We start from the raw sequence: 14,681 nt of genomic DNA, 5'->3' as shown, positions 1-14,681 counted from the left end.
CGCTGTTCTTGCTGCTGCGGCGCTCGGTAGTACCGTCTTGTCCTATTGGGTAGGAGATAGTCCGAAGGCGCGAACAGCTTCGTTCCTGTCGCGACTCAGTTTCACCGTTGGGCTCATCTTCGTTTTTGCGCTTGTCATGCAGGGAGCGGCGGCAGCGCTGCTAAATCCATGTCAAAGATAGCGTTGCCTATTCTTCTTTTGACTTTATGCGCTTGCCCGGCTTTGGCACATGACGGAGCTGGACACGGATCCATTGGCTGGACCTTTGATGTCTGGATTCTGGGGCCAATTGCCGCAAGTGGTATCTGCTATGCTGCGGGGCTTGCGCGCCTTCGCAGGAGGTCATCTATCGCTCGGGTAACATCGGCCTCCGTCGCCTTTTTCTGGTGCGGTTGGCTTGGCCTCGTGGTTGCTCTTGTCTCTCCAATTCATGAATTTGGCGAGCATCTTTTCACCGCGCATATGGTGGAGCATGAGATACTAATGGCGGTATCCGCGCCTTTGCTTGCTCTGTCGCGGCCGATGGGAATAATCGTTTGGGCAATGCCAAGGCGCGTGAGGCACTGGCTTTCACGCTTCTTAAATCTTAGGGAGGCGAGAGCAGGTTGGGACGCAATGAGCCGTCCATCGACGGCGACAATCCTGCACGCCGCAGCCATCTGGATCTGGCATCATCCGGCGTTCTTTGACGCCACGGTGAGCTCGGTCCTTCTCCATCGTCTCCAGCATTGGAGCTTCTTTCTCAGCGCGTTGGTCTTCTGGTGGGCAATGATTTGGCGCAGCGATTATGGTATGGCAGCCTTCGATCTGCTGTTGACCATGCTCCATACGGCAATCCTTGGAGCGCTCATCGCACTTGCTCCGCGCGTTGCTTATGTCCACCAAACACAAGATGCTGTTTCCTGGGGTTTGACGCCGCTTGAGGATCAGCAACTAGCCGGCGTCGTAATGTGGGTGCCAGCGGGCGTAGTCTATGCTGGCGTTGCGCTTTTCCTTCTTGCCTTATGGATCAAGCAGTCGGCGCATCCGGTCAATGAAACCGCTGCCGTGATGTTATTACCACCAGGCGAAGATGTTAAATTATGAGGAGGTCGCTATGCAGCTTGCGCCGACCCATCTGAGAGACTGGTTTCTTGTTGGTCTTATTCTTACAATCGCGCCGCTCATCGTCGTCGGTGTGAGTACCGTGAAGCAATCGCAGCAGCGCCGGGCTGCGGCGATAGCACTTACCGGCGGGGATCCCTCCAAGGCTCCTGCGATCTTCACACGATATGGCTGTAGTGGATGTCATACTATTCCGGGAATCGCTGGCGCGGACGGTAAGGTCGGGCCTTCTCTGGCTGAGCTGCGGGAGAAAATCTACCTTGCCGGTTCAGTGAACAACAGTCCCGAAAATCTTGTTCAATGGATCCTCTCCCCGCAGCATTTTGAGCCTCATTCGGCGATGCCTGTCACTGGCATTAACGAGGAGGAGGCGCGCCATCTCGCCGCCTATCTCTATGACCAGTAAGAAAGAGCTTTCTTTTAGTATGTTCAGGGATTCGTAGTCGGCCGAGCCGGCAATGTTTTGACATAATGAGCAATAGCGCGGCGATCACTTTCCGGTAAGGCAGCGAGGTTGGAGACGACATCCGCCATGGAGGAGCCGACCGTCCCATGATCGGGCGTCTGACCGCTCTTTAGCATTGCCGCAATGTCGTTCTCGCTCCACTGGCTCAGCCTTTGTGCGGTGATATTCGGTACGAAACCGGTTCCTTCAGGATCAATGCCGCCTGCGAAGCGTGTTGATGGCTTAATTGCACCGAAAAGATTGCGTGATGAGTGGCATTCGGCGCAGTGGCTCATGACCTCCGCCAGATAAGAACCGCGCGTTACCAGCGTGTCCGTGCTCATCTGCGCTTGTGTCATTCCTGGCCGGAAATACAGCAACTTCCATATGCCGATCATACGGCGGATCCTGAATATCAGCGGCAGATCGTGCGGTGGCGGCTTACCGTGAGCGGCGGGCAGGGTCCGGAGATAGGCGTAAAGATCGCGAATATCTTCAACATGCATCCCGGTGTAACCCACATACGGAAACGCAGGGTAATAATGTTGACCTTTTGGCGAGACGCCATCGACCAAGGCATTGGCAAGGTCGGCCGCAGACCACGCGCCGATCCCCTCGACGGGGTCGGAAGAGATATTGGGGACGCGGAATGTCCCAAAGGGACTGGCAAGCGCGAGTCCGCCGCCAAGCTTCATCGGGTCGTCCTGACCCGGAGTAGCATGACAGGCATTACAAAGTCCTGCCGTGAAGACGAGGCGTCCCTTAGCCGGGTCGCCGCCTTCCAGTGATGGATCGCCTTGCCGGAAGGACAAAGTTGGCCTCGTCAACCACCAGAAGAGCGAAAACGCGATAGCCGCCATAAGTAATAGAGCAGCCACCAAGACCCATATGTTTGTGTGTTTTTTGCTTCGATGAACCCTCAGGCGGTAAGGGCTTTTCCAATGTTCCTGTGCTGTCCGCGCGGCATGCTCGCCAGCCATTGCAGTGCTTCCTTCCTGGTCCGCCGCATATCGCTCGGGCACGTCCGCGTCAAAACAAAGAAGGGAGGATGAAGTTCCTCAGGCATGTGGTTCGCAAGGAGCTTCTAGGAGGAAAATGGACAGAGATCTGATAGGAGTTTGCCTAGTCACCAGAGCGACTCCACTGGAGCGAACAGATGACGGGGAACATCGGTGATCTGTTTTGGTTGGAATGTCCAACATTGGAGATCTCTAATGACCCATCTAAGCGATGACATGAAGCGCTGCGTAGAGCTTTGCCTCGCCTGCTACAGCACCTGCACCTCGACTGCTATGAATCATTGCCTGGAAACCGGTGGTGAACATGTGGAGTCGCATCATTTCCGGCTGATGATGGCATGCGCTGAGATTTGCAGAACGGCCGCCCATTTCATGCTGATCGACTCTGACCATCATAAGCATGTTTGCCGGGAATGTGCGGAAATTTGCGGATTGTGCGCCGCTGACTGCGAGAGATTGGGCGGAATGGAACACTGTGTCGATATCTGCCGGAAGTGCACGGCAAGTTGCCGAAAGATGGCGGCCTGATGAAACAAAAGAGCGAAAAGATTGTGATCGCCTGTCCCTCTAGCCCGCATCACTTCGATATCAAGTTGAACACGACCCCACGGCAAAATGAGAGGCCGAATACGGTCAAGGGAAACTTTGGAGTTCCTACAACGTTGGGTTACTAGCACCGATTTCCCCCAGCAACGCAATGAGGATGGACGTTTCTATGAAAAATGAGGCAAAAGAACTGGCCGATCAATATGTGAAACTCGGTGGTCAGCGCAAATCCAAGATTGACGACAACATCACCAATGTTCGCCAATGGGATCAAGATTCGCCGGAAGCAGAAAAGTTCTGGGCTGAGAACATCGCCTCGCTTGATGAAGACCGTCGTAAACAGGTCGAAGATTTTCTGCCGAGCATCAATGCAGTTTGACACCCGGCAACTGAGGTGACGCCTATCTTAGCGGTAGGCGTCATTGCTATTTTTCCCCGCTTTAGCGGGATCAACGGCGTAGGTGCCGCCATCCGGCACCGCGATCTCCCGAAAATGATGCGCCAGCTCTTTCAAAGCCTTGCGCATGTCATTGCCCTTCATTGGTGCGCCATGCCCGGTGATCAACAGCTCCGGTTCCAAACGGGCGATTGCGATCACAGACTGCTCGGCTTCCTCCCAATCGGGTGTAAAGTAAGCCGGAGGTCCATGAATTTCCGGCTCCTGCATTAGGGCCTCGTAAACAGATTCCTGTCCGGTCGTGATGACGGCATCGCCTGCGATAAGCGTACGGTCGCTTTCTCGCCATAGGGAAATGTGGCCGGGTGAATGACCAGGGGTCGCAAGCCATATCCAGCCGGGCATACCCGGGACACTCTGATCGGCAGGAAGGCTTTCAAGCCGCGTTGATACATCGACCGGTGAACGCGGGAAGAGCGGCGAAAGTAAAGCCATCGCACCTCCCCCGACGGTGGGGTCGGCTGGCGGATAAGAAGCTTGCCCGTTCAGATATGGAAACTCTAATGGATGCGCATAGATGGGCACTTCCCAGTGGCGAGCCAGCGTCTCCAATGATCCGGCGTGATCGAAATGCGCGTGAGTCATGATGATGGCGAGCGGCCGCTTTGTCTTACCGAAACGACGTTCTGCGCAGTCGATGATCGTCTTACTAGAGAGGGGAAGACCTGCATCTATCAACACCCAGCCCCCATCTCTTTGCGGATTGCCAAAAAAGACAACATTCACGATCGAAAGTTTCTTATAGGCAAGGTCGGAAGCAACCACTGTCGTGCCGTCATCGGACTCAGTCGCGGGCGCTAAGTCATTTTTTGTGAGCGCGAGTTGTAAAGTCATAGATGTCTCCCTTGATAAGCTCGTCCAACAGGGAGAATTCGCCCTTGTTCCCGCACAAGCGCGTTAGCTTGAACGGAATACGCTAAGCGTTGCGGAGACGCGCATTCCTGTGGCGGTGCCTTGTGCTCAGCCACATTCTCCGAGCACCACCTGCGGCTGCGATGAAGCTTGCAAAACGCAAAATTTAAAAAAAGTCCTTCGGGGGAAACATTACACCAGTCCGCTTGTTGGACGGCTTTCCACACATCAAGCAGACCCCTCAAGAAAAGGAAAGCCTTATGTTTTACACCGACGGAAAGCTCCAATATCCGGTCCGCGTAGAAACGCCCGACCCATTGTTTGCCCGTGCCCTTCAGCAGGCCATCGGCGGGATCGAAGGCGAAATCCGCGTCGCCATGCAGTATTTCTTCCAAGCCTGTGGTGCCCGAGGCAATCCCAAGTTCCGTGACCTGTTGATGAACACAGCAGCCGAAGAACTGGGGCATATCGAAATGCTTGCCACAGCCGTTGCCATGAATTTGGAGGGCGCGCCCCTGAAGGTTAAGGAGGACATTGCAGCGGATCCTATCGGTGGGGCCGTTCTGGGAGGCCTTAATCTCAAAAACCTCCTGTCGGCTGGTCTGTCTGCAATGCCTGTCGATTCCGATGGTGTTCCCTTCGACATGTCGCATATCTATGCGAGCGGGAACATTGCCGCGGATATGACGGCCAATGTTGCAGCTGAGTCGACAGGGCGTGTTCTGGCCGTGCGCCTTTACAATATGACGAGCGACGCCGGCATGAAGGATATGCTTTCCTATCTGATCGCGCGTGACACCATGCACCAGAATCAGTGGCTTGCGGCACTGGAAGAACTCGGCGGATCCAAAGGCGTCTTCCCTATTCCAAACAGCTTCCCTCAGGAAGAGGAAAACCGCGAGTTCAGCTACGCCTATCTCGGCTTCCAGGTGGATGGCCAGGAGCCTGCGGGCGGCCGGTGGTCTAGCGGCCAGTCGGTTGACGGTAAAGGCGAATTCAAAACTTCGCCAATGACAGCTCTTGGACAAAAGCCGGTTCTATCCCCTGCCAAGCCTGGAAGCGGAGCGCAGAAAGAGCAAGAGATGTAATTGGATCAGTGCTCAGATCGGAGCGCCGTCTCGCCTTGCGGCGAGGCGGTTTATATCGACGTCGGCCTTGCCGACCATCATAAGGAAGATGCATTATGACACTTCCCCCTGAACGCGAACCGGGTATTGCGCCCGACACACACGACCCAAAGCAAAGAGCGAAAAAAGCGTCCGCCGGTCGAGGTCTCGCCTTCTTCTTTATGGGCGCACTAGCCTTGGCCTTTGCTCTTTATCTGACTGTCGTCATCTACGGGACCATCAAGGGCGGCTGAGATCGAGCCGCAGTGCAAGTGGAGGAAAATATGGCAGAGAGTCGAGAAACGAAAGAGAACAAGGGCTCAACGCCTTCCCAGGTTCGTGGCGATATTCAAGCCGGACATACAGCAGATATCCGCGCGGGCTTCGATCCGGCTCTTGCGCCTATGGAAACCGACGCCGAGGCCGCCGGATCACCGATGTCAAGCGAGCAGGCCGACATCGCACGCGAGACACAGGCGACGGCACGTCAGGACCGCGAAAAGAACTTTGACGTCGCCATGCAGGAGCCGGTCACAAATCGTACTGAATCGCAAACCGGTAGGGTAGGTTACCTCTTCGTAGTTACTCCGGTGCTGGCATTGATCGCGTTGGGGCTGGCTTTTTTGACGTGGCTATACCCGCGTTAGGCGAGCACTCTTCCTCACCTGCTATTTCGCGAGCTTCGTAAAAGCCGGGCGCAACGATGGAGTGATCAATATCTCCGATTGGATCATAGTTGGTCTAAAAACAATGGAACACTTGATAGGCGTTAGAGTTGGACGAGAGCTAATTTCACGAGGAGAAAATATATGAAATACGCTCTTATTCTCTCAGTGGCCGCAGCGGCGCTGATCTCCGGACCTGTCCTGGCGCAGTCCACTGCAGAGAAGACCGGGATCAACTCCGTCATCGGCGTGGCTCCAAAGACTGCGGATTTTGTCACTGAAGCGGCATCGAGCGACATGTTTGAGATCGAGTCCAGCAAACTTGCGCTGGAACGCGGCGACGCTCCAACCAAAGCTTTTGCGCAGCAGATGATCAACGATCACGAGAAAACCACCAATGAACTGAAGCAGATGGTGTCTTCTGGCAAGGTGAAGGCCGAGATCCCGACGAAGATGATTTCGGCGCATCAAAGCATGTTCGACAAGTTGAAAGGTCTTCAAGGCGCTGACTTCGTCAAGCAATACCACAGCGACCAAGAAAAGGCCCATGAACAGGCGGTCGATCTCTTCAAGCGTTATGGCGATGGAGGCGACAATTCCGGCCTGAAGGCGTGGGCCACGCAGACGCGACCTGCCTTGGAACATCACCTCGAAATGGCAAAAAAGCTCAATCAGTAATCGCTGCTTAAGCCTTTGATCGCGATGCCGACAATCAATCTTGTCGGCATTCTTTTTCAATCCAGGAGAAGGAGACTGTAATGGTCAACCATCCCACACCTCCACAGCCCGCGCAGCAGCAGCCGATGCCTGGTCTGACGAACAAAATGAACCCTATTCCAGATCACGGCGAGACAAGTTATCGCGGCTCTGATCGCTTGAAAGGCAAGCGCGCAGTTATCACCGGTGGCGATAGCGGTATTGGGCGCGCCGTAGCGATTGCTTATGCTCGCGAAGGTGCTGACATTTTGATTGCCTATCTGGAAGAGCATGAAGATGCTGAGGAAACGAAGCGGCTCGTGGAAGAGGCGGGCCGGAAGGCTGTTCTCGCCCCCGGTGACATTCAAAGCCCAGAACACTGCCGCAGGATCATCGAGATGAGCGTCAGGGAACTTGGCGGCATCGATATACTCGTCAACAACGCAGCCCATCAAAGAACCTTCGAGAGCATCGAAGATATCACGGATGAGGAGTGGGAGCTGACGTTCAAGGTCAACATCCATGGTATGTTTTATCTGACCAAAGCGGCAGTTCCGCATATGAAGCCGGGCAGTGCGATCATCAACACAGCATCGATCAACTCGGATAGTCCAAACCCTTCTCTGCTTGCCTATGCTACCACCAAGGGTGCCATCCAGAATTTTACCGCAGGCCTTGCGCAGATGTTGGCCGAAAAAGGCATTCGCGCTAACGCGGTAGCGCCCGGTCCCATCTGGACGCCGCTTATTCCTTCGACGATGCCAGAGGAATCGGTGAAAAATTTTGGGAAGCAAGTTCCGATGAAGCGGGCTGGCCAGCCCGCTGAACTGGCAACCGCATATGTCATGTTGGCAGATCCGCTCTCGAGCTATGTATCGGGCGCAACCATCGCCGTAACGGGCGGTAAACCCATCATCTGATTAGCTGGCAAGCCGCGAAACGCGGCTTGCCATTCTGTCCCCTAGGCATCTTTGCCGCTTCCCGGTTTCGTGACTTTCGCCTGCATTTCAGCTAGGAAACCGGCAGGAATGATATTGGCAAGTGAACTCATCACCTTGTTGGTCAAGCCGGTTACGGTATCACCTTCGCCAGCCATCAAAGCTTTGTAGCCCTTCTGTGCAACGTCTGCGGGATCGTCTTTCTTGGATTGACCCATGGCCGTGTTGAGGAGACCACCGCGCTCGAAAAACGGGGTCTCAGTGGCGCCGGGCATGAGGCACGTAACCGTCACGCCGCTGTCTTGCAATTCATTTCGCAGCGCGAAAGAGAAGCTGTTCAGGAAGGATTTGCTGGCATTGTAGACCGCCATATAACTACCTGGAACAAAGCCCGCAATCGAGCCGGTGATGAGGATCCTGCCTGATCCGCTGCTGCGCATCTGGTTGCCAATCCGATGAATGACGTCGAGTGTTCCTCTGATGTTGGTATCGACGACCTTGAAAACATCATCAATATCCTGATCGAGAAAATCGTTTCCGAAGCCGACACCGGCGTTCGCCATCAAGATGTCGACGGAGCGCCCGTCTGCTGCCAGCCACTCCATGAGTTTATCGACACCTTCTGGTGTTGAAAGATTTGTCTCAAGCGCATCAACGCGACCGCTAGAAGCTCGCAGGCTCTGAGCGGCGCTCTCAATGGCGGGTTCGTTGGCAATGACAAGAAGGTCATAGCCATCCGCCCCGGCGCACTGCGCGAGATGATAGCCGATGCCAGTGGAGGCGCCGGTGATAACGGCAAGCCCTTTGGGCTGTGCAGAAGATGCCATGATAGTCTCCTCAGGGGTTTGTAACGACCTTTAAGCCGCCGTCTTGTTTGCCGCGGAACTGTTTGGGCTCGACGCCCTTGCGATAAACAGCGTGTCGGTTCGCGTTTAGACGCTCTACCCGCGACCTTAAGTCAGAGAACGAACTTCCATCCGAGCCGAATGATCCCGGCGCAAAGGCCATCGAAGCAAATTACGGAACATTGGGATTGGCCATCGGTTACCTGATGGTGATCGAAAGGAGATGTTATGTCAGAGGACAAGAACGCGCTTCACAACGACAAGAAGGCTTCCGCGCTTGACGTCAAGACTACAGCCTTGCAGGCCGGCGTGGGAGAAATGAACGCGCAGATCGAACACGGTGATGATGTCGGTGGAGATGATCTTTCGAAGATCGAGACAATGAGGGAGGCAAGACGCCAGCATGGGGACGCCTTTGTAGTCAAAAGTGACCTCGAAGACGCCGATCAGCGTGAAGCCACGCCGGGCGTACGGGAGCAAGATTGACTTGCGCTTACTGTAAGATCAACGACTCTGCTGGGCCGGACCAGATGTTCCAACCGGCCCAGATCCTGCCGAGCCCTCTGACGAGGGCGACGTTTGGGCAGTCGGCCAGAACATGACCGCAGCCACAGCGATAATGACGAATGCGGCGGCGATCAGTAAAGCCCAAGCTGAGTTTGCCCGACCTGAAGAAGGTCCGGCTTTCGGAGTTCCCTCATAGGCAGTGGTTGGCTCGGCGGACCCGTAACGAGGCTTTTCATCGGCCATTATGTTCGCCCCTTCTTCGCATCGGTGTTTCTCTGCCGCTTCAGAAAAGCCTCACTTTGTTCTTTGATTTCGGTCTCGATGATGTCGGTCCAAGACTGCTCTCATCCGGCAAACCCGGGCCGCTCTGTGCGATCGTTTCATCAACGGAGCGGTCATTGGTACCTTGTGTTATTTTATCACGGTCTGACATGGCCTCGTCTCACTTGCCCGAACCAGGCTTCGACATGTTTCGATGCGCTGCCGCTGCTGCGGGATCTGGAAGAAGTGATGCGACAGCACCCATGATTTTGTTTTTCATCTTGGGAATGACCTTGTCGTCGTCTTGCCAGAGAGCGTTGAATGCGGCCTCCGCTACCACGGCAGGATCGTCCTTGTTCTTCATCGTGCCGGCTTTGGTATTCATCATCTCGGCGCGCTGGAAGAAATTCGTGTCTGTCACGCCTGGCATCAAAACCGTAACGCCTACGTTCGTTTCCTTCAGTTCGTCGCGGAGCGCCTCGCCGAACCAACGCAAGAAGACCTTCGTAGCACCATAAACAGCTTCGAACGGATCCGGCATTGTCGCAGCGATGGAGGAGGTAAAGAGGATCTTTCCATTATCTTCTGCAACCATTTGACGAACCACAAGTTTCGTTAGCTGTACTGCGCCACGAACATTGAGATCGATCATCTTCAATTCGCGTTGAAGTTCTGTGTCGGCAAAGGCGCCGCCAAGACCGACTCCCGCGTTAACGCATAGGATATCGACGGGCCGCCCGAGTGCTGTGATCGTGCCAAAAAGGCTATCGACACCCTCCTCAGAGGAAAGGTCTGCCGAATGGGTCATGACCTGTTGACCGTATTCCTGCAAATGCCTGGCAGCTTCGGTCAGCCGAACGGGATCTTCCGCAGCCAAAAGCACATCATAACCATGGCCTGCCATCTGTTTGGCTAGTTCGTATCCGATGCCGGTAGAACCTCCCGTGACCACTGCCAGTGGAGCGCTGTCTTTGTCGACCATCAAGATCTCCTTTATGATGCGATGGCGAGACCAGCTTGCTTTTTGCTACCGGCATCGATCAACGAAATCAGTTTTCCCTGCGAGCGGAACAAATGAGACAGGCCGATGTTCCAATGCAGAATGGTGCCGTGCAATTCTATTGCGGTGGCATGAGACAAAAGGATCAAGCCGCAACCCTTGCGAAAGATCATCCACCTTGCCAAATAAGGGATATGCGGAGGAGAAATATCGATGAACGTACTGGTTGTGGAAGATGAGGCCATCATTGCCATTGAGCTTCAGCGCATTGCAGAGGAGGCTGGCCATAAGGTTCTGGGGCCTGTCTATACAATTGAGCAGGCTCTTTTCCACGCTCCCCGAACCGATATTGCGCTTGTCGATCTAGGATTGGCAGACGGAGCGAGCGGGCCTCAACTTGCGCGTCGTTTGATCGATAGGTTTGGAATTAGCGTCATCTTCGTGACAGGCAGTCCTCTGGACGTCGGAACAGGGAGAGAGGGAGCAATTGCGGTGGTCGGAAAGCCGTTTACCGACGAGCAAATCGCCGCGGCTCTTCAGACCGCCAGCGAAAGCCGCTTCGGCGTCGTGTGACAGCAGTTCTCGATCGTACGCTGACACTGGCAAATTCCGCCAGTGTCAGGTTGTCTTAACGCTGAACGCCTCTGCAAATGCCCAATGAGATGATGATGAATAGCCAAGGCCGCCCCTCTTAAAAAGGGCGCTGCGCACCATCAAGTTTGATAGCCGTAGATCCGGTCAAGCACCTTAGCCACCTTTCCCAGATTTTCGCACTCAGGATCAAAGCGCGTAGCGTTTTGCGAAAGCTTCCGAGCCCAATCGACGGCTGCTCGCCCACCCCACTCGTCTGGCGGTTCGGTCAGAACCTCTCGCTTCGTGCCGTAGAAGCGGTGGGCGTCAAAGTCATAGAATGAGCCATTCCTGTTGCGAAATGATGCACCTCCCTTGGTTCCGAAGATGTCGGCGCTTATCGCTGCATCGCAGCCCGCTTGAAGGCGCCATGAGCAGGCAATCCGGACGACAGCTCCCGTTTCAAGGGTCAGCGTTGCCAAGGCAAAATCTTCGACATCGTTGGCATTGGAAGACAGCAGCCGGCCATCCTTTAGAAGAGTGCTGTTGACATTGACAACCTCTGGAAAGGAAAGAGCCCAGAGGGCGAGATCGACAAGGTGAATACCAAGATCGATGAGACAACCTCCGCCTGATAGGGTTCGATCGTAGAACCAGGGCTTGTCGGGCCCGTAGGCGTTGTGGAATGTCAGGTCGAGCGCAAAGACATTGCCGAGTGCCCCGCTAGAGATGAGCTCGCGGATTTGCTGCATGCCGCGCGTGTAGCGATAGGAAAGATCGACGCCGAGCAATCTATCGGCTTGACGCGCGGCTGCCACCACCGCGCTGACCTCTTCGGCGGACCGGCCCAAGGGCTTTTGACAGAAAACCGCCATACCCGCTCGTAGGACTGCCAGCGATTGCTCGGCATGCTGAGCGCTCGGGGTGGCAATGACGATACCGTCAAGGTCTTCAGCCAAAAGCGCGTCCAGGCCGTTAACGATCTTAGCCGCAGGCGCCAAGCTCGCAGCCTGGCTGATGCACTCGGCGGAGGGGTCGGCAATGGCAGCAACTTGCCCAAGCCCGCTTTCGACGATGGTTTGCATGCGGTTGCGGCCAATCCAGCCGACACCGAGGAAGCCCAGTCGAGCCGGACGAATGACGCACGCCTCTGAACGATCTATGGTCATCTCGTTCATTGGCACGTCACTAATGCTTTGAGGAACCCATCGGGACGATCGCGTGTGGCGTTCAACGCCTCATCAAGCTTCTCCAGCGGAAAGTGATGGGTGTAAAGGTCATCGGGCTTCAGCCTGCCTTCCATCACAGCATCGATCGCCTGTCGCATACCCTGCATATACGTGGCGGGATCCCGCTCATGCGCATTGATGACATCAATGCCGCGCCAGTTCCACAGCTGCATGTTGATTTGTCGCGGGCCATCCTGATGGTAGCCTGCAACGACCAGTCGGCCTCGTTCACGCGTCAGTTCGGCGGCCAGATCGAGAGGCCATTGCTTGCCGACGGCCTCGATGACGCAATCACAGAACTTGCCGTCAGTTATGCGCCGGACCTCTTCGATAATCTGCCAGTGATCTTCCATCGGGATAAGGATGTCAGCGCCCATCCGCTCTGCGACGGAGAGTGAATAGCCGCGTCGGGAAATGGCGATGACACGCGCACCGGCCGCCTTTGCCAACTGCGTCAACAGAGCGCCCAGAAAGCCGATGCCTATGATCGCGACGGTATGTCCCTTTTGAATGCTACTTCGATTGAAGATATTCATGGCGCAGCCAAGTGGTTCCCCCGGGAAAGGCCGCCCATTGAGTTCTGCCGGCAATTTCACGACCATGTCTTCGTCGGCGATGTCATGAGTGGCGTAGGCATGGTGCGTAAGAGAAGCGACCCGGTCCCCAACAGCCAGTCCTATTACGCCCTCTCCGACAGCATCGATGCGCCCCCAGCCCTCGTGGCCAAGCCCGCCAGGTTCTGTTGGGAATTTCATCCAGTCCGGTCCCGCCCACGGGGTTAGGTTGGACGCGCAGACGCCGCACCCCTCCAGCGTGACTCGCACCTGCCCTTGACCAGGCTCTGGAAGAGATTGGCTCACAAGCTCGATTGTTCCCGGCCCGGTTACTACAATTGCTTCCATGAGTTTGTGTTCTGTCTGCATGATGTCCACGAGGTTTCTCCCTCAAAATGGAAGGGCGGCAACGCCCAAGGTTGTCGGCGCGGCACCTGACATGGAGCGAGCGTTCGTCTTTGTTGCAGTGTGTTTGGGGCTCGCTTTCGCTCGTCCGATGCTGACGTAATGAAGCCCCTGTGCGACGACCTCGTTCGGCTTCAGCATATTGCGGTAGTCGATGATCGACTGACCCTTTAACAAGCGGCCGATACGAACAATGTCTAGGGTCCGGTAATCTTCCCATTCCGTCAGGATCACCAGCGCATCAGCCGAATCGGCGGCCTCATAGGCGCTACCGCACCAGTGAATATCCTGCAGATGACGCGCGGCGGCCTGCTGCGCTTTGGGGTCGTGAGCACGCACCTTAACGCCAGCTCGCTGCAGCAAAGGAATGATCGTTAAAGCAGGCGCCTCGCGCATGTCGTCCGTGTTCGCCTTGAATGCAGTGCCGAGGACAGCCACCGTCTTGCCGGCTGGGTCCGACCCAAGTTCATCAAGGATGCGCTCTCCAAGCGCGGCTTTCCTCAGCTCATTATGATCGATCAGCGTTTCGACCAGTGGCTGAGGTGCGTTGAAGCGTCGGCCGGTCGCAGCGAATGCGCGCGTATCTTTAGGAAAACAAGATCCGCCGAAACCCGGGCCTGCCTGCAGGAAGGATTCGCCGATCCGTCGATCAAGCCCGATACCCTCGGCAATGGCGCGCACATCGCCTCCCGCCTTTTCGCAAAGATTGGCAACATCATTGATGAAGCCTATTTTGAGCGCGAGGAATGCATTGGCGGTATATTTGATCAGTTCCGCGTTGATGGTGTCCGTGCGAATGTAAGTGATGCCAGCATCTGCCAAAGGCTTATACAAGCGGGCAAGACTTTCCGCCGAACGCTCATCATCTGCACCAACAACGATGCGATCGGCCTGCATGAAGTCAGTAATGGCGCTTCCTTCCCGTAGAAACTCCGGGTTCGACGCCACGGCTATTGCGTCGTCGCCCCGTTTTTCGGCGATCAGGGTTCGAATGGCCTGCGCCGTTCCCGCAACGACCGTCGATTTGATGACCACGATTGCTTCGTCACGCAGGTGGGAGGCAAAACCCTCGGCTGCTGCCCTGACGTAAGTCAGATCGATATCGCCTTCCTCTGTGGAAGGCGTTCCGACGGCGATGAAGACGAGATCAGCCTTGGAGACCGCGCCGGCAATGTCTGCGGAGAATTCGAGGCGGCCGCTGTGTTTGTTTGCGTCGATCAGCTTGGACAGTCCAGGTTCGTAGATCGGTATGCGGCCTGTCTGGAGCATTTCAATTTTGTCTTTGGCAACATCGACACAGCATACCTCGTGACCAATTTCAGCCAGGCACGTCCCGGTCGTCAGGCCCACATAGCCGGCCCCGATCATCACAATCTTCATCTGTCCGCTTCTCCGGTTTCGGATGGTTTGTTGACATCTTGATAGTGCCGCCCAACTTGAAAGAGGCAGTTGAGTTCCTGAAGAAGTTAAAGAAGTAGAAGA

The 14,681-nt window shown here is 55.5% G+C and carries 19 protein-coding genes; 11 read left to right on the top strand and 8 right to left on the bottom strand.

Annotated elements, in window-relative coordinates:
* The first annotated feature begins 168 nt into the window (after positions 1–168).
* Entirely contained in the window at positions 169–1,086 is a 918-nt protein-coding gene (locus VQ830_RS11550; RefSeq protein ID WP_337268254.1) for a cytochrome c oxidase assembly protein, read from the top strand.
* Positions 1,087–1,096: 10 nt separating this feature from the next.
* Entirely contained in the window at positions 1,097–1,510 is a 414-nt protein-coding gene (locus tag VQ830_RS11545; protein ID WP_337268253.1) for a c-type cytochrome, read from the top strand.
* A gap of 23 nt (positions 1,511–1,533) precedes the next feature.
* Here the strand turns inward: VQ830_RS11545 and VQ830_RS11540 are convergent, their stop codons facing one another.
* Positions 1,534–2,409, bottom strand: a complete 876-nt coding sequence (locus VQ830_RS11540) for a c-type cytochrome (protein ID WP_337268388.1) — start codon at positions 2,407–2,409, stop codon at positions 1,534–1,536.
* 354 nt (positions 2,410–2,763) lie between these two features.
* On the opposite strand from VQ830_RS11540, the gene VQ830_RS11535 reads away from it, so the two are divergent.
* Complete coding sequence (locus tag VQ830_RS11535; RefSeq protein WP_337268252.1) at positions 2,764–3,096, top strand: four-helix bundle copper-binding protein; 333 nt, start codon at positions 2,764–2,766, stop codon at positions 3,094–3,096.
* 187 nt (positions 3,097–3,283) lie between these two features.
* Positions 3,284–3,493, top strand: a complete 210-nt coding sequence (locus tag VQ830_RS11530; RefSeq protein WP_438617736.1) for a hypothetical protein — start codon at positions 3,284–3,286, stop codon at positions 3,491–3,493.
* 27 nt (positions 3,494–3,520) lie between these two features.
* Here VQ830_RS11530 and VQ830_RS11525 read toward each other — a convergent pair whose 3' ends face one another.
* Positions 3,521–4,405 (bottom strand): MBL fold metallo-hydrolase, encoded by an 885-nt coding sequence (locus VQ830_RS11525; protein ID WP_337268251.1) that lies wholly within the window; start codon positions 4,403–4,405, stop codon positions 3,521–3,523.
* A 278-nt stretch (positions 4,406–4,683) separates the two neighbouring features.
* Between VQ830_RS11525 and VQ830_RS11520 the strand changes: the two genes are divergently transcribed.
* The 5 genes from VQ830_RS11520 to VQ830_RS11500 all read left to right on the top strand — a co-directional run bounded on the left by VQ830_RS11520 (position 4,684) and on the right by VQ830_RS11500 (position 7,810).
* Positions 4,684–5,511 carry a manganese catalase family protein gene (locus VQ830_RS11520; protein ID WP_337268250.1) on the top strand — a complete coding sequence of 276 codons (828 nt, stop codon included), beginning with the start codon at positions 4,684–4,686 and terminating at the stop codon, positions 5,509–5,511.
* A 95-nt stretch (positions 5,512–5,606) separates the two neighbouring features.
* Entirely contained in the window at positions 5,607–5,783 is a 177-nt protein-coding gene (locus tag VQ830_RS11515; RefSeq protein WP_337268249.1) for a hypothetical protein, read from the top strand.
* Positions 5,784–5,813: 30 nt separating this feature from the next.
* On the top strand, positions 5,814–6,176 hold the full coding sequence (locus VQ830_RS11510) for a hypothetical protein (protein WP_337268248.1): 363 nt from the start codon (positions 5,814–5,816) through the stop codon (positions 6,174–6,176).
* 162 nt (positions 6,177–6,338) lie between these two features.
* Complete coding sequence (locus VQ830_RS11505; RefSeq protein WP_337268247.1) at positions 6,339–6,872, top strand: DUF4142 domain-containing protein; 534 nt, start codon at positions 6,339–6,341, stop codon at positions 6,870–6,872.
* 80 nt (positions 6,873–6,952) lie between these two features.
* The gene (locus VQ830_RS11500) at positions 6,953–7,810 is read left to right on the top strand and encodes an SDR family oxidoreductase (RefSeq protein ID WP_337268246.1); all 858 of its coding nucleotides are present in this window, start codon (positions 6,953–6,955) and stop codon (positions 7,808–7,810) included.
* Between the two features lie 41 nt (positions 7,811–7,851).
* Here VQ830_RS11500 and VQ830_RS11495 read toward each other — a convergent pair whose 3' ends face one another.
* On the bottom strand, positions 7,852–8,655 hold the full coding sequence (locus tag VQ830_RS11495; protein ID WP_337268245.1) for an SDR family NAD(P)-dependent oxidoreductase: 804 nt from the start codon (positions 8,653–8,655) through the stop codon (positions 7,852–7,854).
* A gap of 246 nt (positions 8,656–8,901) precedes the next feature.
* On the opposite strand from VQ830_RS11495, the gene VQ830_RS11490 reads away from it, so the two are divergent.
* Positions 8,902–9,159, top strand: a complete 258-nt coding sequence (locus tag VQ830_RS11490; RefSeq protein ID WP_337268400.1) for a hypothetical protein — start codon at positions 8,902–8,904, stop codon at positions 9,157–9,159.
* A 463-nt stretch (positions 9,160–9,622) separates the two neighbouring features.
* Here VQ830_RS11490 and VQ830_RS11485 read toward each other — a convergent pair whose 3' ends face one another.
* On the bottom strand, positions 9,623–10,423 hold the full coding sequence (locus tag VQ830_RS11485) for an SDR family NAD(P)-dependent oxidoreductase (RefSeq protein ID WP_337268244.1): 801 nt from the start codon (positions 10,421–10,423) through the stop codon (positions 9,623–9,625).
* 11 nt (positions 10,424–10,434) lie between these two features.
* The gene (locus tag VQ830_RS11480; RefSeq protein WP_337268243.1) at positions 10,435–10,614 is read right to left on the bottom strand and encodes a hypothetical protein; all 180 of its coding nucleotides are present in this window, start codon (positions 10,612–10,614) and stop codon (positions 10,435–10,437) included.
* Between the two features lie 40 nt (positions 10,615–10,654).
* Between VQ830_RS11480 and VQ830_RS11475 the strand changes: the two genes are divergently transcribed.
* Positions 10,655–11,014, top strand: a complete 360-nt coding sequence (locus tag VQ830_RS11475) for a response regulator (protein ID WP_337268242.1) — start codon at positions 10,655–10,657, stop codon at positions 11,012–11,014.
* A gap of 140 nt (positions 11,015–11,154) precedes the next feature.
* Here VQ830_RS11475 and VQ830_RS11470 read toward each other — a convergent pair whose 3' ends face one another.
* The 3 genes from VQ830_RS11470 to VQ830_RS11460 are packed head-to-tail and all read right to left on the bottom strand — an operon-like array spanning position 11,155 to position 14,579.
* Positions 11,155–12,189, bottom strand: coding sequence for a Gfo/Idh/MocA family protein (locus VQ830_RS11470; protein WP_337268241.1), 1,035 nt, complete (start codon positions 12,187–12,189; stop codon positions 11,155–11,157).
* Positions 12,186–13,163 carry an MDR/zinc-dependent alcohol dehydrogenase-like family protein gene (locus VQ830_RS11465; protein WP_337268387.1) on the bottom strand — a complete coding sequence of 326 codons (978 nt, stop codon included), beginning with the start codon at positions 13,161–13,163 and terminating at the stop codon, positions 12,186–12,188. The genes VQ830_RS11470 and VQ830_RS11465 overlap by 4 nt, the downstream gene beginning before the upstream one ends.
* Before the next feature lie 21 nt (positions 13,164–13,184).
* Positions 13,185–14,579 carry a UDP-glucose dehydrogenase family protein gene (locus VQ830_RS11460; RefSeq protein WP_337268240.1) on the bottom strand — a complete coding sequence of 465 codons (1,395 nt, stop codon included), beginning with the start codon at positions 14,577–14,579 and terminating at the stop codon, positions 13,185–13,187.
* Positions 14,580–14,681 lie beyond the last annotated feature (102 nt).

This window comes from Oryzifoliimicrobium ureilyticum (assembly GCF_037199735.1).
Classification (GTDB): domain Bacteria; phylum Pseudomonadota; class Alphaproteobacteria; order Rhizobiales; family Rhizobiaceae; genus Rhizobium; species Rhizobium ureilyticus.
The sequence above is the reverse complement of the archived record's forward strand: the minus strand, read 5'-3'. Positions and strand labels throughout refer to the sequence as shown.